21 protein-coding genes are annotated in these 22,941 nt (G+C 72.5%); 4 read left to right on the forward strand and 17 right to left on the reverse strand.

The features are described from left to right. Positions 1–123 precede the first annotated feature (123 nt). The 9 genes from ACIHEI_RS05415 to ACIHEI_RS05455 all read right to left on the reverse strand — a co-directional run bounded on the left by ACIHEI_RS05415 (position 124) and on the right by ACIHEI_RS05455 (position 9,704). The gene (locus ACIHEI_RS05415) at positions 124–2,421 is read right to left on the reverse strand and encodes an SDR family oxidoreductase (protein WP_396605697.1); all 2,298 of its coding nucleotides are present in this window, start codon (positions 2,419–2,421) and stop codon (positions 124–126) included. A gap of 2 nt (positions 2,422–2,423) precedes the next feature. Next, entirely contained in the window at positions 2,424–3,383 is a 960-nt protein-coding gene (locus tag ACIHEI_RS05420; protein ID WP_396605698.1) for an aromatase/cyclase, read from the reverse strand. A 48-nt stretch (positions 3,384–3,431) separates the two neighbouring features. Further along, a complete protein-coding gene (fabG, locus tag ACIHEI_RS05425; protein WP_387636208.1) occupies positions 3,432–4,217 on the reverse strand; it encodes a 3-oxoacyl-ACP reductase FabG in 786 nt (261 codons plus the stop codon). A 119-nt stretch (positions 4,218–4,336) separates the two neighbouring features. Further along, positions 4,337–4,609 (reverse strand): acyl carrier protein, encoded by a 273-nt coding sequence (locus ACIHEI_RS05430; RefSeq protein ID WP_392950366.1) that lies wholly within the window; start codon positions 4,607–4,609, stop codon positions 4,337–4,339. Positions 4,610–4,645: 36 nt separating this feature from the next. Continuing rightward, entirely contained in the window at positions 4,646–5,863 is a 1,218-nt protein-coding gene (locus ACIHEI_RS05435) for a ketosynthase chain-length factor (protein WP_392950363.1), read from the reverse strand. Beyond that, a complete protein-coding gene (locus ACIHEI_RS05440; protein ID WP_396605699.1) occupies positions 5,860–7,128 on the reverse strand; it encodes a beta-ketoacyl-[acyl-carrier-protein] synthase family protein in 1,269 nt (422 codons plus the stop codon). The genes ACIHEI_RS05435 and ACIHEI_RS05440 overlap by 4 nt, the downstream gene beginning before the upstream one ends. A 37-nt stretch (positions 7,129–7,165) precedes the next feature. After that, positions 7,166–7,495 (reverse strand): TcmI family type II polyketide cyclase, encoded by a 330-nt coding sequence (locus ACIHEI_RS05445; RefSeq protein WP_387636218.1) that lies wholly within the window; start codon positions 7,493–7,495, stop codon positions 7,166–7,168. A 30-nt stretch (positions 7,496–7,525) separates the two neighbouring features. Further along, positions 7,526–8,182 carry a TetR/AcrR family transcriptional regulator gene (locus ACIHEI_RS05450; RefSeq protein WP_392950357.1) on the reverse strand — a complete coding sequence of 219 codons (657 nt, stop codon included), beginning with the start codon at positions 8,180–8,182 and terminating at the stop codon, positions 7,526–7,528. A gap of 46 nt (positions 8,183–8,228) precedes the next feature. Next, on the reverse strand, positions 8,229–9,704 hold the full coding sequence (locus ACIHEI_RS05455) for an FAD-dependent monooxygenase (RefSeq protein ID WP_387636223.1): 1,476 nt from the start codon (positions 9,702–9,704) through the stop codon (positions 8,229–8,231). 277 nt (positions 9,705–9,981) lie between these two features. On the opposite strand from ACIHEI_RS05455, the gene ACIHEI_RS05460 reads away from it, so the two are divergent. Next, complete coding sequence (locus ACIHEI_RS05460) at positions 9,982–11,442, forward strand: FAD-dependent monooxygenase (RefSeq protein ID WP_396605700.1); 1,461 nt, start codon at positions 9,982–9,984, stop codon at positions 11,440–11,442. Between the two features lie 129 nt (positions 11,443–11,571). On the opposite strand, the gene ACIHEI_RS05465 is transcribed toward ACIHEI_RS05460, so the two are convergent. Further along, a complete protein-coding gene (locus ACIHEI_RS05465) occupies positions 11,572–12,261 on the reverse strand; it encodes a ScbR family autoregulator-binding transcription factor (RefSeq protein ID WP_392950348.1) in 690 nt (229 codons plus the stop codon). Positions 12,262–12,710: 449 nt separating this feature from the next. Between ACIHEI_RS05465 and ACIHEI_RS05470 the strand changes: the two genes are divergently transcribed. Next, positions 12,711–13,391, forward strand: coding sequence for a response regulator transcription factor (locus ACIHEI_RS05470; protein ID WP_396605701.1), 681 nt, complete (start codon positions 12,711–12,713; stop codon positions 13,389–13,391). A 105-nt stretch (positions 13,392–13,496) separates the two neighbouring features. Next, a complete protein-coding gene (locus ACIHEI_RS05475; RefSeq protein WP_396605702.1) occupies positions 13,497–13,985 on the forward strand; it encodes a nuclear transport factor 2 family protein in 489 nt (162 codons plus the stop codon). 313 nt (positions 13,986–14,298) lie between these two features. Here ACIHEI_RS05475 and ACIHEI_RS05480 read toward each other — a convergent pair whose 3' ends face one another. Both ACIHEI_RS05480 and ACIHEI_RS05485 read right to left on the reverse strand, forming a co-directional pair. Then, entirely contained in the window at positions 14,299–14,466 is a 168-nt protein-coding gene (locus tag ACIHEI_RS05480) for a hypothetical protein (protein ID WP_396605703.1), read from the reverse strand. A 201-nt stretch (positions 14,467–14,667) separates the two neighbouring features. After that, positions 14,668–15,213: a PadR family transcriptional regulator gene (locus ACIHEI_RS05485; protein ID WP_396605704.1), complete on the reverse strand. Its 546-nt coding sequence runs from the start codon at positions 15,211–15,213 to the stop codon at positions 14,668–14,670. Between the two features lie 115 nt (positions 15,214–15,328). On the opposite strand from ACIHEI_RS05485, the gene ACIHEI_RS05490 reads away from it, so the two are divergent. Next, entirely contained in the window at positions 15,329–16,093 is a 765-nt protein-coding gene (locus tag ACIHEI_RS05490; RefSeq protein ID WP_396605705.1) for an alpha/beta fold hydrolase, read from the forward strand. 93 nt (positions 16,094–16,186) lie between these two features. Here the strand turns inward: ACIHEI_RS05490 and ACIHEI_RS05495 are convergent, their stop codons facing one another. From ACIHEI_RS05495 to ACIHEI_RS05515, 5 genes are read right to left on the reverse strand one after another with little or no spacing between them, the layout of a single operon-like run. After that, complete coding sequence (locus ACIHEI_RS05495) at positions 16,187–17,476, reverse strand: acetyl-CoA carboxylase biotin carboxylase subunit family protein (protein WP_396605706.1); 1,290 nt, start codon at positions 17,474–17,476, stop codon at positions 16,187–16,189. Next, positions 17,473–19,113: a condensation domain-containing protein gene (locus tag ACIHEI_RS05500; protein ID WP_396605707.1), complete on the reverse strand. Its 1,641-nt coding sequence runs from the start codon at positions 19,111–19,113 to the stop codon at positions 17,473–17,475. Before ACIHEI_RS05500 ends, ACIHEI_RS05495 begins: the two co-directional genes overlap by 4 nt. After that, positions 19,110–20,402: a cytochrome P450 gene (locus ACIHEI_RS05505; RefSeq protein WP_396605708.1), complete on the reverse strand. Its 1,293-nt coding sequence runs from the start codon at positions 20,400–20,402 to the stop codon at positions 19,110–19,112. Before ACIHEI_RS05505 ends, ACIHEI_RS05500 begins: the two co-directional genes overlap by 4 nt. Then, on the reverse strand, positions 20,399–22,168 hold the full coding sequence (locus ACIHEI_RS05510) for an amino acid adenylation domain-containing protein (RefSeq protein WP_396605709.1): 1,770 nt from the start codon (positions 22,166–22,168) through the stop codon (positions 20,399–20,401). The genes ACIHEI_RS05505 and ACIHEI_RS05510 overlap by 4 nt, the downstream gene beginning before the upstream one ends. Continuing rightward, entirely contained in the window at positions 22,165–22,941 is a 777-nt protein-coding gene (locus ACIHEI_RS05515; protein WP_396605710.1) for a thioesterase II family protein, read from the reverse strand. Before ACIHEI_RS05515 ends, ACIHEI_RS05510 begins: the two co-directional genes overlap by 4 nt.

The following is a 22,941-nucleotide window of genomic DNA, read 5'->3' on the forward strand; positions in this document are numbered from 1 at the left end:
GCCGGGGGGGGGGGGGGGGGGGGGGGGGGGGGGGGGGGGGGGGGGGGGGGGGGGGGGGGGGGGGGGGGGGGCCGGCCCGGGGGGGGGGGGCCCCGGGGCCGGCCCCGATGGGGTGGCCCGGCCTCAGCCGAGCAGGGTGCCGCCGGTGGCGTCGACGAACGAGCCGGTGATCCAGCGGGCCTCGTCGGTGGCGAGGAAGGCCACCACGTCGGCGACGTCCTCGGGCTCGCCGACCCGGTTGAAGGCGGACAGCTGCGCCATCGCCTGCACCGCCTCGGGGATGGCGAAGACCGGGTTGCTGTTGCGGGTGATGCCCGGTGCCACCGAGTTGATGGTGATGTTGCGCGGGCCGAGGTGCTTCGCGAAGTGCAGCGCCAGCTGGTCGACGGCGCCCTTGGTCATCGCGTAGGCGATCTCGTCGGGGTTCGCGAACCGGGTGAGGCCGGAGGTGATGTTGATGATGCGTCCGCCGTCGGGCATGTTCTTCAGCGCCCGCTGGATGAGGAAGAACGGCGCCTTGGCGTTGACCGCGAACAGTTCGTCGAACTTCTCCGGGGTGGTCTCCTCGGGCTTGACCCCGCCCATCACACCGGCGTTGTTGACCAGGATGTCCAGGTCGGTGCTGCCGGTGCGCTCGCGCAGTCCGGCCTCCAGGGCGAGGAACAGCTCGTGCACGTCGCCGGGGACACCGAGTTCGGCGCGCACGGTGAAGGCGCGGCCGCCGTCCTTCTCGATGGTTTCGACGACCTCTTCGGCCGCCTCCTGCTTCGCGGTGTAGTGGACGGCGACGAGTGCGCCTTCCCGCGCCAGCCGGATCGCCGTCGCGCGGCCCATGCCGCGGCTGGAACCCGTGACGAGCGCCGTCTTGCCGGTGAGCCTTCCCATGTCTGTACTCCACTTCGTGGCCGGCGCGGTGGCCGGTGTCGTCGTCCTGGTGGTGGCCGCGGGCTTCCCGAACCAGCGGGTCAGCGCCTGCGGCAGGTCGGCGGCGTCGGCGGTGTCGGCCCAGACGACGTAGCCGTCCGGTCGCACCAGCAGGGCGCCGCCGCCCGGCGCGGGGGTGTCGGGCAGCGCGGTCGCGCGGACCGTGCGCACCAGCGGTGCCCACGGTGCGGCGGCGGCCGCCGCGGCCGTGCGGCGCGCTTCGTCGCCGGGCAGGAGCAGTAGCAGGCCCTGCCCGCCGCGCAGTGCCTGCGCGGTGGTCGACGTGCCGTCGTCGGTGGTCAGTTGCCAGTGCGGCAGGCGTCGTCCGAGCAGGGGGTGGGCGCCCGGCCCGACGTCGTAGCGGATGTCGAGGCCGGAGATCATTCCGGCCAGGTGGGTGCGGACGTTCTCGCTGCCGCCGATCAGTTCGGCGAACACTTCGCGGGTGGCGTCGGTCCCGCCGTCGCCGAGCAGCAGCAGGGACTGCGCCCCGATGTTGCCCAGCACCTGCCGGCCGACGGCGTGCCGCTCGGTGTGGTAGCTGTCCAGCAGCCCGTCAGGGCTCCGACCGGCGACCTGTGCGGCGAGTTTCCAGCCGAGGTTGGCGGCGTCCTGGAGGCCGAGGTTGAGGGCCTGTCCGCCGATCGGCATCTGCTGGTGGGCGGCGTCGCCGGCCAGCAGGAGCCGTCCGTCGCGGTAGTGGGTGGCCTGCCGGGAGGCGTCGCCGAAAGAGTTCACCCACAGCGGGGTGCCGCCGCCGATGTCCTCGCCGGTGACGCGCTTCCAGGCGTCGGCGACGTCCGTGAACTCCGGCTGCGTTCCGCGCGGCGCCGCACCGAACTCGTGCACCATCACCCGGGTCACTCCGTCGGGACGCCGGGCGGCGATGGCCAGTCCCCCCGCGAGCCGCTGGAAGCGGCGGTTGGGGATGTCGATGCCCGCCACGTCGGCGCGCAGCAGTTCGCGGCCGGCGTCGGCGCCGGGGAAGTCGAAGCCTCCCAGGCGGCGCACGGCGCTGGTCTCGCCGTCGCAGCCGACCAGGTACGCGGCCCGGAGGAACTCCGTCGTCCCGCCGGCCGTCCGTACCTCGGCCTCGACGTGATCGGCCGTCACGGTGAGGCCGGTCAGCTCGTGGCCGCGCCTGATGTCCGCGCCGAGGTCCGCCGCCCACTGGCCGAGGAGTTCCTCGATGCGGGTCTGCGGGACCTTCCACTGCCCCGGGTGGGGGCCGGGCAGGGTGAGGTCGAGCGGGATGCCGCCGAAGTGGCCCATCGGGTCGGACGGGATCTCGCCGAGCGGCGCGAGCAGGCCGCGGCCGTCGAGGAGTTCCATGGTGCGGGCGTGCAGGGTGGACGCCCGCGATTCGGTGGTCGGTGCGGTGAGCCGGTCGAGGACCACCACGTCCGCGCCTCCGAGCCGGAGCTCGCCGGCCAGGAACAGCCCGACCGGGCCCGCGCCGACCACGACCACCTGGGTCCCGGTGTGGTCCCCGGCCATGGTCAGGCCGCCTTGCTCTTCGCGAGGTTCTCGGCGTGCTCCTTGGCGTGGCCGAGGGTGGCGCGGCTGTTGGTGCTCAGCGCGGTGTGGACGTAGAACCGGGCGTCCTCGACCGTGGCCTGCCCGCCGAGGATCTTCTCGATGTTGGCGGTGTTCAGGGTGACGGTGTGCTGCGAGGAGGCGGCGACGCCGTCGGCGTTCTCGGTGAACGTCCAGTAGCCGGTGTGCAGCGTCATCAGCGCCGGCAGCGTGACCTGCTTGTAGGCGATCTTCTGGTGCGGGAAGGCCACCCGGTACGACTTGGTGGTGTGCACCGAGCCGTCCTTGGCGCGGGTGTCCATCTCCAGCTCCTGGAGGCCCGGGTAGGGCTCCTCGAAGCGGACGGTGGCCACGTGCGGGAGGCGCTCGGACCACAGCTGGGCCTCGTTGACGAAGTCGAAGACGTCCTTGGCCGAGCCGTTGATCTGGACGGTGTCCTCGAAGGAGAACGTCAGGTACTCGGCGGCGTGCGCGGCCTCGACGTTGGTCTTCAGGGCGGCGAGTTCGGAGCGCGAGTTGCGGTCCACGGCCTCGTCGATCCACTTCAGCGACTCGGGGTCGTCGTCGACGGCCCGGTAGTCGTGCAGCAGCCGCACGCGGGACGAGTCGGCGGAGAGCGGTTCGATGATCCAGGTGCCGCCCATGGCGGCGACCGGCGGGGCGGAGACCTCCTGGCGGAAGGTGATCCGGAGGTTCTCCTGGTCCAGGGTGCGGTGCGAAGTCCAGTTCTTGGCCTCGCCGTTGGCGGTGGCCCAGATGCGGATGCGCTCCTCGTTCGCGGACTTCTCCACGTGGTCGACGAAGATCGTCGGCGGGAAGATCCGCGGCCAGTTCTGCACCTCGGCGATCAGCCGGTACACGGCGGCGGCCGGGGCCGAGATCGTGATCTCGTGCTCCACCTCGCGCAGGCCGGGCTGCGACATGCTGGTGACTCCTTGGGTCTGGGGGCGGGTTGGTGGGGGCCTGACGGCTCAGAAGTTGCCGAGGCCGCCGCAGACGTTGAGCGCCTGCGAGGTGATGGAGGCGGCCGTGTCGGAGGCCAGGTAGCCGACCAGGCCGGCCACCTCCTCGGGCGTCGAGTAGCGGCCCAGCGGGATCTTGGCCTGGAACTTCTCGAGGATGGCGTCCTCGGTGGCGTTGTAGGCGGCGGCGTAGCCCTGGCGGACGCGCTGGGCCATCGGCGTCTCGACGTAGCCGGGGCACACGGCGTTGACGGTGATGCCGGTCGGGGCGAGTTCGTTGCCGAGGGCCTTGGTGAAGCCGACCACGCCGTGCTTGGAGGCCGAGTACGGGGCGCCGAGGACGACGCCCTGCTTGCCCGCGGTGGAGGCGATGTTGATGATGCGGCCGCGGTCCTTGTGGCGCAGGCCGCCGGTGGTGAGCACCTCGCGGGTCAGCCGGAACACCGAGTTGAGGTTGGTGTCGATGACGTCGTTCCACAGCTCGTCGTCGATGTCGGCGGTGACCCCGCCGCCGGACCGGCCGGCGTTGTTGACCAGCACGTCCACGGTGCCGAAGCGGTCGACCGCGGCCTGGACGAAGGCCCGGGCGTCGTCCGAGGAGCGCACGTCCAGGGTGGTGCCGTCTACCTCCAGGCCCTCGTCCTGGAGCTGCTTGACGGTCTCGGCGACGTTCTCGGCGTTGCGGGCGCCGATGAACACCTTGTGGTTCTGGGCAGCCAGCAGCCGGGCGACGGCGAGGCCGATCCCGCTGGTGGCGCCGGTGACGAGGGCGACCCGCTTGTCCTGCTGCGACATGGCTTTGCTGCTCCAAACGAAGAAGAGTGGGGTGAGCTGCGGGCCCGCCGGGGCGCAGGACCCCGGCGGGGGGCCGGTCAGGGCTCAGGGCTCAGGGCTCAGGGCTCAGGGCTCAGGGCTCAGGCGGCGTCGACGAGTTCGGTGAAGTAGCCGTTGATCGCGGCGACCAGGGTCCGCGGGGTCTTGTTGTCGGCGAAGATCTCGTCGTCGAGGGATATGCCGTACTCGCGCTCGATCCGGCCACCGGTCTCGAGCAGCGCGAGGGACTCGTAGCCGAGCTCCTCGAAGTCGGTGTCGAGGATGTCGCCGTCGAGGTCGACGTCCTCGTCGGCACCGGCGCCTTCGAGCAGGATGCGCTTGAGGTCCTCGATGGTGAATTCCTGGGCGGACATGGGGGTCCCCTTCGGTAGGTGTGTGTTTGGTGGGGGTCAGTCGAGGGAGCGGACGACCAGGGCGGAGTTGAAGCCGCCGTAGCCGCGGGCGAGCACCAGCGCGTTGCGCACCAGGGCGGTGCGCGGCTGGCCGACGACGAGGTCGATGTCGTACTCGGGCGAGAGTTCGACGTTGGTGGTCGGCGGGATCAGGCCCTCGCGCATGGCGAGGACGGCCGCGACCACGTCGACGGGGGCGGCGCCGGAGTAGAGGCGGCCGATCATCGTCTTGGGCGCGGTGACCGGGACGCCGGAGGGTCCGAACACGGCGATCAGCGCGTCGGCCTCCTCGCGGTCCAGCTGCGGGGTGCCGGCCGCGTCGGCGAAGACCACGTCGATCTCGCTCGCGGTGACACCGGCGTCGGCCAGCGCGGTCTCGATGGCGCGGCGCAGCCCGGGTTCGCGTCCGCTGCCCGGCTTCGGGTCGAACGTCGAGCCGTAGCCGGCGACTTCGCCGTAGATGTTCTGCGCGCCGCGTTCGCGGGCGGTGTCCTCGTTCTCCAGGATCAGCAGCGCCCCGCCCTCACCGGCGACGTAGCCGCCGGCGGCGGCGTCGAACGGCAGGTAGGCGCGGTCGGGCTCGTTGCTGGTGGTCATCCGGCCGCCGGCGATCTGCGCGACCCAGCCCCAGGGGCAGATCGAGGCGTCGAAGCCGCCGGAGAAGATCAGCTTGCTGCCCTTGCGGATCTGGCGGCGGGCCTGCGCGATGGCGTCGAGGCCGCCGGCGTGGTCGCTGACGACGACGCCGCTGGGGCCCTTCATGCCGTTGCGGATCGAGATCTGGCCGCTGTTGACGGCGTAGAACCAGGCGAAGGACTGGTACGCGGAGACGTACTGGCTGCCCTGGCTCCACAGCTTCTGGAGTTCGTTCTGGCCGAACTCGAAGCCGCCGGAGGTGGAGGCGGTGACGACGCCCATGTCGAACTCGGGGATGTCGTCGGGCTTGACGTCCGCGTCGTCGAAGGCGCATTCGGCGGCGACCAGGGCGAGCCGGGTCATCCGGTCTGTCTGCGGGATCAGCCGGCTGGGCAGGTGCTCGGACGCCTCGAAGTTGCGGATCTCGCCCGCGAGTTGCGACGGGTACGAGGACGGGTCGAACCGGGTGATCCGGTCGATGGCGTTCTTGCCGATCCGGGTCGCGGCCCAGAACTCGTCCACGCCGAGCCCGTTGGGCGTGGCGACGCCGATACCGGTGATCACTGTCCTGGCGCTCATGCCACGCTCCTGTCGGGACGGGCCAGCACCATCGCGCTCTGGAACCCGCCGAATCCGCTGCCGACCGTGAGGACGGCGTCGGTGCGGTGCTCGCGCGCGGTGAGCGGCACGTAGTCGAGGTCGCACTCCGGGTCGGGGGTGTGCAGGTTCGCGGTGGGCGGCACCACGTTGTTCTCCATCGCGAGGATCGACGCGGCGATCTCGATCGAGCCGATCGCGCCCAGCGAGTGCCCCACCATCGACTTGATGGAGGAGACCGGGGTGCGGTAGGCGTGCCGGCCGAGGCTCAGCTTGAACGCGGCCGTCTCGTGGCGGTCGTTCTGCTTGGTGCCGGATCCGTGCGCGTTGATGTAGTCGATCTGCTCCGGGTTCATCCGGGCCTCGGCCAGCGCCACGTTGATCGCCTCGGACATCTCGCGGCCGTCGGGGCGCAGGCCGGTCATGTGGAAGGCGTTGCAGCGCGAGGCGTAGCCGGCGATCTCGGCGTAGATGTGCGCGCCGCGCCGCTTCGCGCTCTCGTACTCCTCCAGGACGAACGCCGCGCTGCCCTCGCCGAGGACGAAGCCGTTGCGGGTGCCGTCGAAGGGCCGGGAGGCGTGCGCGGGGTCGTCGTTGCGCGGGGTCGTCGCCTTGATGGCGTCGAAGCAGGCCATGGTGATCGGCGAGATCGGGGCGTCGGTCGCGCCGGTGATCATCACGTCGGCGGTGCCCTCGCGGATCAGCTCGACGGCGTGGCCGACCGAGTCGATGCCGGAGGTGCAGCCGGTGGAGACCACGGTGGCCGGGCCCTCGGCGCCGACCGCCCAGGCCACCTCGGCCGAGAACGAGCTCGGGACGAAGTAGTTGTACAGGTGCGGCACGGCGTAGCGGTGGTCGACCTCGTTGAGCACGCCGTTGTCGCTGACCACCCGGTACTCGTCGTCGAGCCCGGTGGTGGCGCCGACCGCGGAACCGATGGTGACGCCGGTGCGGTGCGGGTCGAAGCCGGCCAGGTCGAGGCCGGAGTCGGCGAGTGCCTCGCGGGCGGTGACCACGCCGAACTGGGCGGCGCGGTCCATCCGGCGGATCTCCTGCGGGGTCAGCCCGTGCAGCTCGGGGTCGAAGTCGGCCTCGGCCGCGACCCGGGAGCGGAAGGAGGACGGGTCGAAGAAGGTGATCCCCCGGGTCGCCGTGCGTCCTTCGCTCAGCAGACTCCAGAAGTTCTTGGCGCCGATTCCGCCCGGCGCCAGCACTCCCACCCCGGTGATGACTACGCGGCGGCTCACTGGCGGTGCCTTTCCCTGGTGTCGGTGGCGGTCGGCGTCACTGGGAGGCCGTCCAGTTGTAGAAGCGGGTGGCCATGGCGTCGGCGGGCGAGCGCCAGGTGGCCGGGTCGAAGGCGCCGATAAACGGCTTGAGGTCCTCGCTGATGCCGACGAACCGCGGGTCGGTCTTGGCCGCCTCGATCAGCTCGCCGCCGTTGTCGCCGTCGAAGTCCTGGAGGTGGAAGTACAGGCCGTTGTAGGCGAACAGCTGGCGGCGGCGGGTGCCCATCCGGTGCGGCATGTCGGTGCCGTCGAACTCGCCGAAGAGCTTGGCGACCTGGGCGCTGGACTCGACGTCCATGCGGGCCACGATCAGGGTGCTGTGCATGGTCTTCTCTCTTCCGTGGGTGTCGGCGCCTCAGGCGGCGCGGGTGGGGCCGAAGAGCCGGATGAAGTCCGCCACGCCCGCGTCGACCAGGGCGTCGCGTTCGAAGTCGGCGAGCGGCAGGGCGCCGTGGAACGAGCGCTGCACGACGCTGCCGGCGACCAGCTGGACGAACCGGCCGGCCGCGTGGTCGGCGTCGGCGATGTCCAGCAGTCCGGCGTCGGCGATCCGCTGGAGCCGGCGGGCCAGTTCGCGCTGGGCCTGCCGGGGGCCGGCGGTCTGCCACATCTCCAGGACGCCGGCAGGCAGCCGGGTGACCTCGGCGCCGATGTGCCGGACGATGGCGAAGTGCTCGGGGAAGGTCGTCATGGGCGTCAGCCAGGCGCGGCCGAGGGCGGCGAGGTCCGCCGCCAGGTCGTCCACCTGGACGAGGTGGTCCTCGGCGATGACGGTCAGCGCGGCGGCGACGGAGGCGGCGCTGTCCAGCAGCACCGACAGCAGCAGCTGTTCCTTGTCCCTGAAGTAGTGCTCCACCGCGGCCGGTTCGAGGCCGGCCTGCTCGGCGATCGCCTCGACGGTGGTGTGGGTCCAGCCCTCGCGGGCGAAGACCGTACGGGCCGCGGTGACGACGTCCCGGCGTTCCTCCGCCGGACCGGCGTGGACCGCGATCGTTGCCTGCAGCGTGGCCATGGGCGTACTCCTCCTTGACGTGCGGTTCGGTGGGGGGGTCGGTCGCTCAGCCGGCGAGCGGCTTGCCGAACCAGCGCTCCAGCGCCATCGGCAGGTCGTGGTGGCTGCCGGGCGCGGCCCAGGCGATGTAGCCGTCGGGGCGGATCAGCACGGCGGTGGTGTCCCCCAGGCCACTGGCGGCGGTGCGGCGGCCGGGCTCGGCGGTGACGATGTCGACCCGGTCGGACCAGCCGGCCGCCCGGGCGCGCAGCCGCGGGTTGTCGGTGAGGTCGAGCAGCAAGCCGCGGGCGGAGTGCAGCAGTTCGGTGCTGGTGGTGACCCGCCTGGCGGTGGTGAGCTCCAGGTTCGGCATGCGCTTGCCGAGCAGCGGGTGGGTGCCCGTGCCCACGTCGTAGGTGATCTCCAGGCCGCTGACCATGGCGGTCAGGTGGGTGGCGACCTCGGGGTACTCGATGAGTTCGGACAGCACGTCGCGCAGCGGCTGCACCTCGGGTCCGCTCAGGAAGAGCAGGCCCTGGGCCTGGGTGTTCATCAGCAGCCGCTTGCCGACCCGGTGCCGCTCGGAGTGGTACGTGTCGAGCAGGCCTTCGGGGGCGGTGCCGTGGACGACGGCGGCGAGCTTCCAGCCCAGGTTCACCGAGTCCTGGATGCTGGTGTTCATGCCCTGGCCGCCGGCCGGCAGGTGGATGTGGGCGGCGTCGCCGGCCAGGATGATCCGGCCGCGCCGGTACTCGGTGACCTGGCGGGTGGCGTTGCCGAAGGCGCTGACCCAGACCGGCTCGGCGTGCGAGATGTCGTCGCCGGTCAGCCGCTTCCAGGCGTCCGCGACCTCCTGCCACGGCGGCGGGGTGTCGCGGCGCTGCGGCGGGTTGCCGCGCTCGCAGACGATGATGCGGGTGGTGCCGCCGGGCAGCGGGCCGACCATCACCATGCCGCCGGGCAGGGTCTCGCCGATCATGCGGGTCTTGAGTTCGACGCCCTTGATGTCGGCGAGGAACATCTCCATCGTCGCCGCGGTGCCGGGGAAGTCGAACCCGGCCGCCTTGCGGACCATCGAGCGGCCTCCGTCGCAGCCGACCAGGTAGGCGGCGCGCAGCGTCTGCTCGCCCTTCGGGCCTCGCACCTTCACGCGGACGCCGTCGCCCTCGTCGGTCACCTCCAGCACCTCGTGGCTGCGCCGGATGTCGGCGCCGAGGCTGGTCGCCCACTCCTCCAGGTGCGTCTCGGTGGCGGACTGCGGAACCGACTTCGCGGCCTGCTGGGCACCTTCCAGAACGGAGAAATCGATCGGCAGACCACCGAAATGACCGAGGTCGCTGGTCTCGACGTCGCCGAAGCGGCCGAGAATTCCGCGCTGGTCGAATATTTCCATGGTGCGGGCGGTGAACCCGAGCCCACGGGATTCTCCGGTGCGCTCCGCGAGACGCTCGAGAACGACGACATCGACGCCGGCGAGCCGCAGTTCGCCCGCCAGCATCATTCCGGCGGGGCCCGCGCCCACAACGATCACTGAAGCGTCCATGTACCTCTCCTCGGCCATTTCCGGGTTCCTTCGGTTCGACACACAACTGCGGCGACGTCAATGAGTCTGTTGGCCCGGAGAAAGGACTTCAAGGCACTTCTGTTCAGGCCTCCGCAGGGTTTCTTCACGGCTCTGTGCGCCCTGTGCAAATACGTCCGGCGAATGTCAGGGAATGGACAGATCACCGGGCGCCCGGCGGCCGGCCGCCCCGAACGGCCGGGCTTTGGCCGGGCTGTGTTAGGTTGCGCGCCGGTTTCGGCGTGATCAGGGGGGCTCCATGCGCAGGGGTGCGGCAACACGGGTCGTGGTGGCCGGAGGCGGTCCGGTCGGGCTGCTGGTGGCGGCGGAACTGGCCGGCTACGGCGTCGACACGGTGGTCCTGGAGGCCCGGGACACCGTCGACGAGCACCCGAAGGCCAACACGCTGCACGCCCGGACGGTGCAGTGCCTGGTGCGCCGCGGTTACCTGGACCTGCCGGTGTCCGCCGAGCGTGCCGGAACGGTGTCCACGCCGTTCCACTTCGGCGGGCTGCACATGCTCGCCATCACCGCGCCCGCGAGCGAGCCGCCCGCCGTGGTCAAGCGCCTCCAGGCCGACCTGGAGCGGGAGTTCGAGGGACGGGCAGCCGCGCGCGGCGCCCGGATCCTGCGCGCGCACCGCGTCATGACGGCCCGCCAGGACGCCGACCGGACCGTGGTGGTGGCCGAAGGCCCCGACGGGGCGGCCGAGTTCACCGCCGACTTCCTGGTCGGGGCGGACGGCGCCCGCAGCACCGTGCGCGAGCAACTCGGCTTCGGCTGCGAGGAGCAACTGCCCACCGTCTCCGCGGCCATGGGCGTCGTCCGGGTCGCCGAGCCGGGCGCGCTGCCGGAGGGCTGGCGGAGCACACCGCGCGGCTGGACGGTCGCCCGCCCGCTGCCGGACGGCCGCCACCTGGTCCGCGTCCTCGACCTGAGCGCCCCGCACCCGGACCGGCGCACGCCGCTGACCCGGCAGGAACTCGAGGCGGAGCTGTCCCGGATCACCGGCCACCCCGTGCCGCTGTCCGAGGCCACCAGCCTCAGCCGGTTCAGCGACTTCACCCGGCTCGCCGACCAGTACCGCCGGGGCCGGGCCTTCCTGGTCGGCGACGCCGCGCACGCCCACTTCCCCATCGGCGGCCAGGGGTTGAGCACCGGGCTGCTGGACGGCCTGAACCTCGCCTGGAAGCTGGCGTTCGCGGTCCGCGGTACCGCGGGTGAGGGCCTGCTCGACACCTACGAGTCCGAGCGCCGGCCCGTCGCCCAGCAGGTCGTGGCCAACACCCGGGCCCAGCTCGCCCTGATGAAGCCCGACCCCGCGCTGCGCGAACTGCGCGAACTGTTCGAGCAGTTGCTGACCCGGGCCGAGGGCGGCCGGCTGGTCGGCGGCATGATCAGCGCCCAGGGCCTGGACCTGCCGGCCCGCGGGCCGGGCGCGTCACCGTGGGAGGGCCGGTTCCTCGACAACGCCGCCCTCGGCGGCACCGACCTCATCGCCCTGCTGGCGGGGGGCCGCCCGCTGCTGCTCACCAGCGACGACTCCCCCGCGCAGGAGGCGGTCGGCTGGGCGCACGTCGTCACCACCGTCCCCGTACCGCGATCCGCGCTGCCGGCTCCGGCACTGCTGGTCCGCCCCGACGGCTACATCGCCTGGGCCCCGGACGGCGGCCGGCTCACCCAGGCACTGCGGAGCTGGTTCGGGGAACCGCGCCCCTGACCCTCCCGCACCAAAAACCGATCGTGCTGTTTGTCAACGCGCTGGCCGGCCCTCAACCAAGGGCCTCTCGGCACGCGCGGACAACGGCGGCCCGACTTTTCCGCTACAAACGGTACCGTGTGGTCGGTTTTACTGGTCCGGCGAGCGCCCGGGCGAAGCGATGTACGGGGCGAACCGCCGGTGGATCTCGGCGATCTGCCCCAGGACCTCGTCGCCGCCCTTCGGGTCGGTCGCGGCCCGGGCCTGCTCGGTGCAGGCAGCGAACAGCATCTGCTGCCAGAAGCCCGTGACCGTGCGGCGCGACAGCCACTCCCGGTCGCGCCGGCCGAGTATCTCCATGCCGAGCGTCGCGCTCGTCACGGTGTTCACCAGGTCCTCCAACTCCGCGTCGGGCCGCAGCGCCCCGTCGGCCGCGGCCCGGGTGACGCGGCTCTGCACGCACCCCTGCCACTCCCGGCGCAGGTCGATCTCGCCCTGCGCCCAGTCGCAGTTGAGGCGGAAGCCCGCGCGGACCACCACGTCCTCCGTCAGCAGGTACGCGAAGCCGTGGGACATGTCCGCCATGGCCTGCACGGCATTGCCCTGCCAGAGGGTGGCCCGGCGCGCGGCCAGGCGCAGGACGTGGACGGCCGACTGCTCGACGGCGCGGGCAACGGCGGCCTTGTTCTCGAAGTGGAAGGTCAGGGCACCACGGCTGACCTCCGCACCCGAACTGATCGCGGTCAGCCCGGTCTGCACATAGCCGTGCTGCTCGAAGAGCCCGGCCGCCGAGCGGATCAGCGCGTTGCGGGTACGGGTCGCCCGTTCTTGTTTGCTCACTCTCTCGGCTCCGTCTTGGGAGGCGCGGCACAGTGCGCCCTACTATAAAACCAACTCCCCGGTATTGAACAATCGGGCGTCCGATTTGATCACGATCGGACCGACCCGACCGGCGTCGCGGCGGCACGCCCGAGCCCGTCCCGGGGGCGCGGAGATCAACTACAGGGGCACGTCAAGTCTGCTGCTGTGCGGCTGCGTTGAGACACCGTCCGAGACCGCGCCCGAGACCGCCTCCGCTCCGGCGCGACGGCCTCGGATCTTTGACAAACCGGCATGCCGGTTTGTATTCTCCTGACGTCTACTCACCATGAGCTCAGCGCCGACTTGCAGGGGGAGAGCAGATGACCAGGTCATCCTCGGATCTTTTGGTGCACCGGGCACACAGTGCGCATCACGACCGTCGCCACCAGGCAGAACAGTCGGTCGCCGGGCCGGTGGTGGAGCAGCCCGTGCGGCCGCAGCGCGAGCCCCTCCGGGTGCTCGTCGTGGAGAACGAGACCAAGGCCGCCGACTCCCTGGTACAGGGCCTGCGCCGCCAGGGCTACCGGTCCGACAGCGTGGCGACCGGGGCCCGGGCCCTGCAGACCTACCGCAGCGCGGACCTGATCCTGCTCGACCTCGACCTGCCCGACATCGACGGCCTCGAAGTCTGCCGCAGCGTGCGCGCCATGTCGGACACCCCGGTCATCGCCCTGACCGCCCGGGACTCCGAACTCGACCGGGTACTCGGCCTGCAGGCCGGCGCCGACGACTACATGGTCAAGCCGTACGGGTTCCGCGAACTGGTGGCCCGGATGGAGGCCGTCATGCGCCGCGTCCGTCCGCCGCACGTCCTCGAACAGGTCATCAAGCACGGCCCGCTGCAGATCGACGCCGGCACCCGCGAAGTGCTGCTCGACGGCGAGCCGGTGGAGATGACCCGCAAGGAATTCGACCTGCTGCACCTGCTCGCGGCCCAGCCCGAGACCGTCGTCTCGCGCCGACAGCTGATGACCCAGGTCTGGGACGACTCCTGGTCGCGCCCCGGCCGCACCATCGACACCCACGTCAGCAGCCTGCGCAACAAGCTGGGCTCCAGCAGCTGGATCATCACCGTGCGCGGCGTCGGATTCCGCCTCGGCCACGCCTGAAACACGCCGCGCGGCGCGGGAGCCGACGCCGGCGCGGTAGCCGACGTCGGCGCCGTCCTCGCCTGCGGCGCCGCCCCCCTCTGCGAGATCAAGGACTGACCCACCATGACGAACACCACCCAGGACCGCATCGGCCGCCTCGAGGACCAGCTGCGCGAACTGACGGACCGCAGCCGGATCGGCGCACTGATCGACCGCTTCGTCTCCGGGCTCGACCACCCGGACCCGCGCTGGTGCGACGAGGCGTGGTATCGCTCGGTGTTCAGCGACGGCATCGTGCTCGACATGCCCAACGGCACCCACACCGGGATCGCCGGCCTCCCCCACTTCTTCGGCGGCCCCAAGTCGCAGTGGGCGCGCACCCACCACGTGACGACCAACCACCTGATCGAGGTGGCCGGCGACACGGCGACGGGCCGGGCGAACGTCCAGGCCACCCACGTCCCGCACGGCCCCGACGCACCGCTCTTCACCGGCGGCGCCCGCTACGACTTCACGGCCGTCCGCACCCCTGCCGGCTGGCGGATCAGCCACCTGGCCACGGCGATCGTCTGGCTCGACCACGGCACCCCCGCCCTGGCCGCGCAGCACTGACGCACAGCGCTGACGCACGTCACTGCCGGGGGCCGGGCAGGTGGAGGCCGTGCCCGCGGCCGCGTTCGCGGGCTTCGGTTTCCGGTGCGGAAGCGCTGCGGGCCCTCGCGGAGGATCTCCTCGGGGTGGCCGGGCCCGTGGTCCCGAACGAACGGTCACGGTGCTGCCGTGGACCGTCACCAACGCCGGCGCCCGGCCGTGCCGTTGGGCGTTGGCGACCAGGTTGGCGACGACGCGGTCGAGGCTCCGGCGCGGGTCGGTGGTGACCACGGCCTCGGAGTGGATCCGCAGCCCGGCCTCGGCGCCGGCGCCTTCAGGGCCTGTCCGGTTCAGGGCCTGTCCGGGCGACCTGGACGGCTATCTCGAACGGTTTGACCACGTGGTCCTCGGCGTCGGCCTCCCGGCCGGAGATCACTGGGCTCGGCGGGGCGGACGCCATCAGGATCGGCAGCCGGCTCTCCTCGCGCGGATCCGCCGGCACCGGCCGACGCCGTCGAGCACGGCGGCATCGCGCCGAGCAGCAGCAGGTCCGGCGGCGCGGCCCGGAAGCGTTCCAGACCCTCCAGGCCGTCCCCGGCACCCCGGGGCGGGTTGGGCGGCTCCACGGATCACCTCGCCGTCCTCGACCGGCGGAATGCGCGGGGGCGGGTGCGGCAGGCTCCGCGGCAGTTCCACCGGCCCGTCAATCGCCCTTTTCCTGCGGGGAGTTGTCGAGCGCGGCGAGCATCTCGCCCAGCCAGGCGAGCTCGGCCTCGGACGTCGCGCGGGCGATCAGCAGGATGCCGCTGCGGAAAGGGTCGGTGATCTCCTCCGCGCGCAGCGGCCGGTCGCGGTCGTAGAAGAAGCTGGCGGGCTCGCTGAGGAACGCCAGCCGCCGGCGCAGCACGGCGGCCTGTTCGGCGGGGTCCTGCAGGTGGCGGAGGAAGGCCAGCACGGTGAACCAGCGGTTCTCGTCGCTGATGTCCAACTGCTCGGGGGAGCGTAGGAGTTCGAGGAGTGCGGCGCGCCCGGCGGGGGTGAGGTGCAGGGTGTGCCGGGGGGCGGCGGCCGAGCCGGGTTCGGTCTCGCGGGCGAGCAGGCCGTCGGCCTCCAGTCGCTTGATCGCCGGGTAGAGGGTGCCGTCGCTGATCGGCCGGATGTGGCCGGTGAGTCCGGCCAGGTGCCGGCGCAGCTCGTAGCCGTGCATCGGCCGGTCGAAGAGGAACCCGAGGATCGCGAGCTTGAGCATGGCCCCATGCTGTCACACCGGCCGCTCGTTGACGCGGTATATCGGTATCGTGATACCTCGACAACGAGGTATGGTCGCCGTCGTCCACGTTCCCCAGCAGACAAGGGAGACGGCCGTGCGCCATGCCCTCGTGACCCCGAACGCCGACCGGATCCGGTGGGTGGAGATCCCCGGCGAGGAACCCGCCCGCCTCTACCTGCATGGCCTCGGCGCCAGCTCGCCGGTGTACTGGGCGGCCGCCGCCGCGCATCCGCTGCTGACCGGCCGCCGCTCGCTGCTGCTCGACCTGCTCGGCTTCGGCATCAGCGACCGCCCGACGGACTTCACGTACACGCTGGAGGCCCACGCGGACGCCGTGGCAACCGCGCTGGAGGCCGCCGGGGTGACGCAGGCCGAGGTCGTCGCGCACAGCCTGGGCGGCGCGGTGGCGATCCTGCTCGCCGCCCGGCACCCGCGGCTGGTCTCGAAACTGCTCCTGGTGGACGCCGTGCTGGACCCGGCCCCGCCGGTTCCGGAGCCCGGCAGCAGCGCCATCCACACCTTCACGGAGCCGGAGTTCCTGGCCGACGGATGGTGGCGGACGGAACAGCGGGTCGGCCCCGAGTGGTGGGCCACGATGCGCCTGGCCGGGCGCCAGGCCCTGTACCGCACGGCGGTCCACCGGGCGCGCGGGACGGCGCCCGCGCTGCGTGAGCAGCTGGAGGGGCTGTCCGTCCCGCGCACCTTCCTGCACCCGGCCGCCGACGGCGCGCCCGCCGGCGCCGAGCGGCTGACGGCCTCGGGCGTGACCATCCGGGCCGTCCCGGACTGCGGCCACAACATCATGCTCGACAACCCCGAGGCCTTCGCCAGCGCGGCCGCCGAAGCGCTCGGCCACTGACGCCGCCTCAGCGCCGCACGGCCGCCCTGTCGATCACCTCCGCCGCCCCGCCGGTCACCATCGGGTCGTGGTCACCACCGGCCCGTGGGGCCGTCAGGCGTCGTCGCGCAGGGCGGCGGCCGTGGTGCGGTGGGGGGTGCCGCCGGTGTCGAAGGTGTAGGTCAGGGTGGTGAGGGCCGTGTCCAGGAGTTCGATCATCGTGGTGTGGTCGTCGCACTGGCCCCAGATCACGTCCATCTCGTGGGTCAGCACGCCGCCGGGGAGGTCGTCCCCGACCCGGACGAAGTTGCGGTAGCCGTCGACGCCGGGGAGTTGACGGACCTGCGGGGTGCCCTCGATGGCCGCCAGGCGGCAGGGTTCGGTGGGGGCGAGGCCGTGGTACTGGAAGTGGACCTTGTCGGGGCGCAGTCGGACGGGCTCGACCGGCCGGCCGAGGGCCAGCAGGGCGGCGACCCGGACCAGGTCGACTCCGCAGGCGGTGCGGGACAGGCCGTTCACGTGGCCGCCGAGCCGGCCGTTGACCTCGATGATGCGCGGGCCGTCGGCGGTCAGCTTGAGCTCGGTGTGGGTCAGGCCGAGTTCCACGCCCAGGGCCTTCAGGGCGCGGGTGGTCAGTTCCAGGATCTCTTCCTGCTCCGCGGCCGGGAGTTGGCTGGGCCAGAAGCGTCCCGCCTCGCGGAACGGGGGCAGCAGCGGGAACTTGCCGGACAGCGCGAGGTGCGCGATGCCGTGCGGGCCGCACATGCTCTCCACCGAGACGTAGTCGCCGAACGGCCGCAGCGGCCGGCCCTGGAGCAACTCCTCGACGATCAGCAGTGGTTCGTCGCCCGCCGGGCCGCCCATCGCGGCGAAGATCTCCGGGAGCAGGCGCAGCGCCTCGGCCTCGTCGGACACCTGGTGGGTGTTGCGGCTGGCCGCGCCCCGGACCGGCTTGATGATGGCGGGCAGCCCGACCGCCGCCAGCGCGGCGGGCCAGTCCTCGGGGGTGCGCAACGGGTGGGTGCGCACGTCGTCGACGCCGGCTTCGCGCAGCAGTTCGCGCTGGCGGACCTTGTCGGTGAGGATCCGGGCGGTCTCCGGCGTGTGGAACGGCAGGCCGGCGGCCCGGGCGAGGTCGGCGGTGGTGCGGAGCATGCGTTCGCTGTACGTCACGACGGCGGCCGGGGCGAGGCCGCGGATCAGCGCGGCGTCGCCCTCGGGCGAGCCGGTGAGCGGCAGGCAGTCGCCCAGGCTCTCCATGACCGGGCGCAGCCGGGTGACGTGCGGGGTGTCGGCGGTGAGGAACACCGGACGGGCGAGGTCGGCCAGGCCGACCGCGATGTCTCCGGGCGAGGCGGCGCCGTCGTCGTAGACCACGGCCAGGATGGGGAGTTCACGGCTCATCCGGCCAGCCCCGCCGCCCCGGCCAGCCCTGCCCCGGAAAGCCCCGTCGCTTCGATCAGCGCCGTCTCGTAGCAGCGCGCGAACGCGGCGGTCCGCTGCTCGGACAGCAGCGCCGGGTCGTAGGTGGCGACCACCCGGCTGCCCTGTTCGGCGCCGTCCAGCTCGAAGTCGACCCGGAACGGGAAGCTGGGCTTGCCCCGGGTCCACCAGGCGCGGGTCTTCAGGCCCTCGAGCTCCTCCAGGTCCTGGTAGACGTGGAAGTTCATGTAGTTGAACACCACGTCGAAGGGCGCCCGGCCGAGCCGGCTCTCGATCTCGGCCAGCGGGTAGCCCCGGTACTGGCTGGCGTCCCGCTCGGCGGCGTGGGCAGCCCGGGCGAGTTCGGCGGCGCCGGAGCGCGGGGAGTCGAAGCGCATCGGGACGGTGTTCAGGTAGAGGCCGACGGTGAGGTCCGAACCTGGCTTCTCGGTACGGGTGTTGACTACCACGCCGGTGACCAGGTCGCGGTCCCGGCCGGTCCAGTCGGCGAGCGCCCGGACGTGGGCGGCGAGCGCCAGCGACTTCAGCGAGACGCCGGCGCGGCGGGCGGCGGCCCGCAGGCCGTCCACGGTGTCCGGGGCGAGCGCGAACTCGACGCTCTCACAGGCGTTGGCGGCGCCGCTGAACTGGCCGCGGTCGAACAGCAGGGCCGGGGCGTCGGCCTGCCGCTGCCAGTACTCGGCCGCCGTCGCGGAGGCCAGCAGCCGCCGCTCGGCCTCGATGAACTCCGCCTCGCCCGCGCCCGGCAGGGCGGGCAGTGCGGCTGCCCGGCCGCGCAGCTTGGCGTCGTACAGCGCGAGCAGGTCGACGATCAGCCGCCCGTAGCTCCAGCCGTCGAGGATGGCGTGGTGGCTGGCCAGCACCACGTGGAAGGAGTCGGGCTGGGCGACCACGTGGCAGCGGAACAGCGGTGCCGTGCTCCAGTCGATCGGCAGCCGGAGCCCGTGCCGGTTCCACTCCTGCACCAGGCTCTGTGCCTTGGCCGGGTCGGCGGTCGGCAGTTCCTCCACGGTGAGCGGCAACTCGACGTCGGCCCACTGGAGTTGCACGGCCTCGGAGTAGGTTCCGAGGTCGAACGAGGTGCGCAGTGCCGCGTGCCGGTCGCACAGCTCGGCGAGGGCTTCGCGGAACAGCGTCTCGTCGAACCGGGCGAGCGTCTCCCAGCCGATCACCGAGTGGTAGAGCTCGGGGTCGCCGCTGGTCTCGCAGAGGTAGATGATGCCGACCTGGAGTGCCGAGGCCGGCAGTGCCTCGCGCACCCCGTGCGGGACCAGGCCGCGGTCGCTGGGGTCGAGCAGCTCGAACCGCTCCCCCACGGGTGCGGCAGGCGCGGCCTGCTGCGGGCCGGACGCGGCGAGGTGGGCGGACAGTTCCCGGACGGTCGGGTGGAAGAGCAGGTCCCGCAGGGTCATCGGGATGCCCTGCTGCTGGACGTCGGTGACCACGCGCAGCGCGATCAGCGAGTCGCCGCCCATGGCGTAGAAGTCGTCGTCGGGCCCGATCGGCTGGTCGCCGAGGTGGGTGCTCAGGACGGCGGCGAGGATCTCGGCCAGCTCCTGTTCGGCCGGGTGCTGCTCCACGGTGTTCCTCCCGTTCATGCGGTCGCCTCCGCGGTGCGCCGGGCCCGGGCCAGGACCGGCAGGCCGGTGAGTCCGGCGACGAAGTTGGATGTCAGGTGGCGGGGTTCCCCGGCCAGGGTGAACTCCTCGACGGTGTCGAGGACTTCCTCGAAGAAGATGCGCAGGGTCAGGCGTGCCACGGTGGCGCCGAGGCAGTAGTGGGCGCCGTAGCCGAAGGCGATGTGCCGGTTCTCCTGCCGGGTGACGTCGAACCGGTACGGGTCCGGGAAGACGTCGGCGTCGCGGTTGGCGGAGCCGACCCAGACGGCCACCGCCCCGCCCTTCGGCACGGTGCCGCCGCTGAGTTCGACGTCCTCGGTGGCGTAGCGCAGGAAGCTGCTGGCCGGGGAGGTCCAGCGCAGTCCTTCCTCGACCAGGCCGGGGATCAGGTCCGGGTTCTCCCGCACCGCCCGGAACTGTTCGGGGCGTTCGATCAGTGCCAGGACGGTGCCGGCCACGGTGTGCGGGGTGGTGGCGTTGGCGCCGAGCAGCAGGCTGTAGCAGTTGACGACGACCTCTTCGCGGGTCAGTTCGCCGTCGCGCATGGTCATCAGCAGCCGGAACGCGTCGTCGCCCTCGGTGCCCTTGCGGGCCTCGTACTGCTGCTCGAAGTACTCGAACAGGCGGTGGTGGGCGATGGCGAGCGTGGCGTGGCTGTTGCGGATCATGAAGACCGGGTCCTGCGGCGCGGCGGCCATGCCCGTCCACTGGACCAGGTCGGCCCAGTCCGGTTCGGGCAGGTCCATCAGCGCCCCGGCGATCGCCATCGGCAGCATGGTGGCCTCACGGGCGAGGTCGAACGGTTCGCCGTCCAGGGAGCGTTCGCCGTCCGGGGCGCGTTCGCCGTCCAGTGCGCGGGCGAGCAGCGCGCGGACGGCCGCCCGGATCCGGTGCTCGCTGCGGGCCAGTCCGCGGCCGGTGAACATCCGGTTCAGCGGGCGGCGCAGTTCGCTGTGCCGGGGCGGGTCGGTGGCGACCAGCATCTTGCCGGCGGCCGCGTCGCCGTGCCCGAGCTGGTTCAGCAGGCTGCCCCGTTCGGAGGTGAACTCCCGGTGGTTGCCGAGGACTTGGCAGGCGTCGTGGTAGCGCGTCACCGAGTGGAAGCTGCGGCCGTCGGGGAGCCGGCTGAGGTGCAGCGGGGCGCGTTCGCGCATCGCGGCCCAGACGGTGTGCGGGTCTCCGCCGGCGTGGAACTCCGGGTCGAACAGGTCGACCTGGGACGGGTCGACGCCTGCCAGCCGCTCGGGGGTGACTTCGGTGAGCCTCACCGGACCACCCCGGCCTTGGCGAGGGAGCGGGCCAGTCCGGCCGGCGAGGCGTCGAGGTAGAAGTCGATCGGCGAGATCCCCACGCCGAACGCCCGTTGCAGCTCCGAGATCAGCGTCACGGCGAGCAGCGAGTGCCCGCCGAGTTCGAAGAAGTCGTCGTCCGCGCCGATGCCGTCCAGGCCGAGGTGGTCGGACCACATGCCGGCGATGGCCTGTTCGAGGGCGCCGTCGGGCTCCCGGTAGTCGGCGTTGACCTCGGGCCGTTCCTGGACGGTGCGCCCCTCCAGGGCGGCCCGGTCCACCTTGCCGTTCGGGGTGAGCGGAAGCTCCTCGACGATCCGCACCAGCGCGGGGACGGCGTAGCCGGGCAGGCGGTCGGCGAGCAGGGTGCGCATCTGGAGGGCGGACAGCTGCGCCCCGTCGGCGGCGACCACGTACGCGATCAGCCGGCGCGAGCCCGACTCCTGGCGCGGGGCGACGACTTCGGCACGGCTGACGCCGGGAAGGGCGTTGAGCGCGGCGACCACCTCCCCGGTCTCGATCCGGAAGCCGCGGATCTTCACCTGCCCGTCGCCGCGTCCGAGGAACTCCAGGGTGCCGTCCGGGCGCCACCGCGCCAGGTCGCCGGTGCGGTACATCCGCTCGCCGGGGACGGTCGGGCGCGGGTGTGCGACGAACCGGCCGGCGGTCAGGCCGGGGTTGTTCAGGTAGCCGTGCGCCAGGCCGGCGCCGGTGGCGTACAGCTCGCCGGTCTCGCCGGGTGCGACGGGCCGCAGGCGGTCGTCGAGCAGCAGCACGCCGGTGCCGGAGACTGGGCGGCCGATCGGCACGCTCGTCCCGTCGAGCGGGGCCGACATCGCGTGCACGGTGGTGAAGGTGGTGTTCTCGGTGGGCCCGTAGCCGTTGCCGACCACCGCGCCGGGGAGCGCGGCGACCGCGCGGTTGACGTGGGCCGCGGAGAGCGTGTCGCCGCCGGCCAGCAGCAGCCGCAACGCGGGCAGGTCCGTCAGGCCGAGGTCGACGGCCTGGTGGAACAGGCCGGCGGTCAGCCACATGACGCTGACCCGCTCCTCGCGGACGAAGGCGAGCAGTTCGGTCAGCGAGAGGTCCCGCGCCGGGGCGACGGCGACCCGGCCGCCGTTCAGCAGCGCACCCCACAGCTCCAGGGTGGAGGCGTCGAACGCCAGCGGCGCGAAGTGCAGGAACACGTCGTCCGGGCCGGCGGGGAGGTAGTCCGCGCCGATCACCAGCCGCAGCACGGCGCGGTGCGGCACACACACGCCCTTGGGCAGGCCGGTCGAGCCGGAGGTGTAGGCGACGTAGGCGACGCGCTCGCCGCCGCCCGCCGATTCGGGTGCGGTGGCGGGCAGTTCGGCCAGCCGCTCGGTCTCCGCGTCCGGCACGATCACGGTGAACGCGCCGTCGAGCTCGTCCGCCGCGAGCTTGTCCGCCAGCACCACCCGCACCGAGGCGTCGCGCAGCACCAGTTCGCGGCGGGCCGCGGGCTGCCTGCTGTCCAGGCCGAGGTAGGCGGCGCCGGCCTTGAGGACGGCGAGCAGCATGACGGCGACGGTGGCGGAGCGCTCGGCGGCGAGCGCGACGACGTCGCCGGGGCGCACTCCGGCCTGCACCAGCCGGTGGGCCAACTGGTTGGCCCTGAGGTCGAGTTCGCGGTAGCTGAGCCTCCCGTCAGGGGCGCTGACCGCGACCCGGTCGGGGAAGGCGGCGGCACGCTCGGCGAACAGGGCGTCGATGGTGTCGGTCATCGGAGCTGTCCTTCCACTGGTGCGTCCGGGAGCGCGAGGGAGTGCAGGAGGGCGGTCAGCTGTTCCGGGGCGGAGAGGAACTCGTAGTGCCCGCCGGGGAGTTCGGTGAAGCGGACGCGATCGGAGTAACGCTCCCAGCCGGTCAGCTCGGCGGGCTCGATCTCCGGGTCCTCGCTCCAGCTCAGCACGGTGATGCCGGAGGGCGCCCGGACGGGCTGGGCCCGGGTGTAGACCCGGTTGGCGTCGAGGTCCTGATGCAGCACGCCCAGGGTCAGCTCGATCAGCATCGGGTGCGGCTCCCCGCCCCGGGCGATCACGATCTGCCCGAGCTCCTCGGCCAGCGCCTCGTCGGTCATCTGCAGGAACCGGTCGCGCGGGCAGTCGTGCGGCGCGGCCTGCGCCGACACCACCACCTCGCGCGGGACGGGGCCGCCGAGTCGGGCCAGTCGCAGCGCGGTCTCGAAGGCGGGCAGCGAGCCGGCGCAGTGCCCGAAGAACACGGCCGGACGGTCGAGGTACGGCGCCAGGTCTTCGGCGAGGGCCTCGGCGAGGTCCTGGTAGGTGCCGTAGTGCGCGTCCCGGATGCGGTTCTCGCGGGCCGGCAGCTGGACGGGGCAGATCTCCAGGCCGCCGATCGTCCGCGGCCACTGGTTGAACATGGAGGCGCCGACGCCGGAGTACGGGAAGCAGAACACCCGGGCCGCGGCCTCCTCGGACGGCTTGCGCAGCAGGCTGCGCGGGAACTTGGCAGGGGCGGTCACGGTCACGGTCAT

The sequence above is a fragment of the Kitasatospora sp. NPDC051984 genome (assembly GCF_044593455.1).
Classification (GTDB): Bacteria; Actinomycetota; Actinomycetes; order Streptomycetales; family Streptomycetaceae; genus Kitasatospora.

What these genes read in the sequence shown, in the direction of transcription:
- ACIHEI_RS05415 (WP_396605697.1), bottom strand. Translation starts at nt 2,421, where the DNA reads ATGGCCGGGGACCACACCGGGACCCAGGTGGTCGTGGTCGGCGCGGGC.
- ACIHEI_RS05420 (WP_396605698.1), bottom strand. Translation starts at nt 3,383, where the DNA reads ATGTCGCAGCCCGGCCTGCGCGAGGTGGAGCACGAGATCACGATCTCG.
- fabG (WP_387636208.1), bottom strand. Translation starts at nt 4,217, where the DNA reads ATGTCGCAGCAGGACAAGCGGGTCGCCCTCGTCACCGGCGCCACCAGC.
- ACIHEI_RS05430 (WP_392950366.1), bottom strand. Translation starts at nt 4,609, where the DNA reads ATGTCCGCCCAGGAATTCACCATCGAGGACCTCAAGCGCATCCTGCTC.
- ACIHEI_RS05435 (WP_392950363.1), bottom strand. Translation starts at nt 5,863, where the DNA reads ATGAGCGCCAGGACAGTGATCACCGGTATCGGCGTCGCCACGCCCAAC.
- ACIHEI_RS05445 (WP_387636218.1), bottom strand. Translation starts at nt 7,495, where the DNA reads ATGCACAGCACCCTGATCGTGGCCCGCATGGACGTCGAGTCCAGCGCC.
- ACIHEI_RS05450 (WP_392950357.1), bottom strand. Translation starts at nt 8,182, where the DNA reads ATGGCCACGCTGCAGGCAACGATCGCGGTCCACGCCGGTCCGGCGGAG.
- ACIHEI_RS05455 (WP_387636223.1), bottom strand. Translation starts at nt 9,704, where the DNA reads ATGGACGCTTCAGTGATCGTTGTGGGCGCGGGCCCCGCCGGAATGATG.
- ACIHEI_RS05460 (WP_396605700.1), top strand. Translation starts at nt 9,982, where the DNA reads ATGCGCAGGGGTGCGGCAACACGGGTCGTGGTGGCCGGAGGCGGTCCG.
- ACIHEI_RS05475 (WP_396605702.1), top strand. Translation starts at nt 13,497, where the DNA reads ATGACGAACACCACCCAGGACCGCATCGGCCGCCTCGAGGACCAGCTG.
- ACIHEI_RS05485 (WP_396605704.1), bottom strand. Translation starts at nt 15,213, where the DNA reads ATGCTCAAGCTCGCGATCCTCGGGTTCCTCTTCGACCGGCCGATGCAC.
- ACIHEI_RS05495 (WP_396605706.1), bottom strand. Translation starts at nt 17,476, where the DNA reads ATGAGCCGTGAACTCCCCATCCTGGCCGTGGTCTACGACGACGGCGCC.
- ACIHEI_RS05500 (WP_396605707.1), bottom strand. Translation starts at nt 19,113, where the DNA reads ATGAACGGGAGGAACACCGTGGAGCAGCACCCGGCCGAACAGGAGCTG.
- ACIHEI_RS05510 (WP_396605709.1), bottom strand. Translation starts at nt 22,168, where the DNA reads ATGACCGACACCATCGACGCCCTGTTCGCCGAGCGTGCCGCCGCCTTC.
- ACIHEI_RS05515 (WP_396605710.1), bottom strand. Translation starts at nt 22,941, where the DNA reads ATGACCGTGACCGTGACCGCCCCTGCCAAGTTCCCGCGCAGCCTGCTG.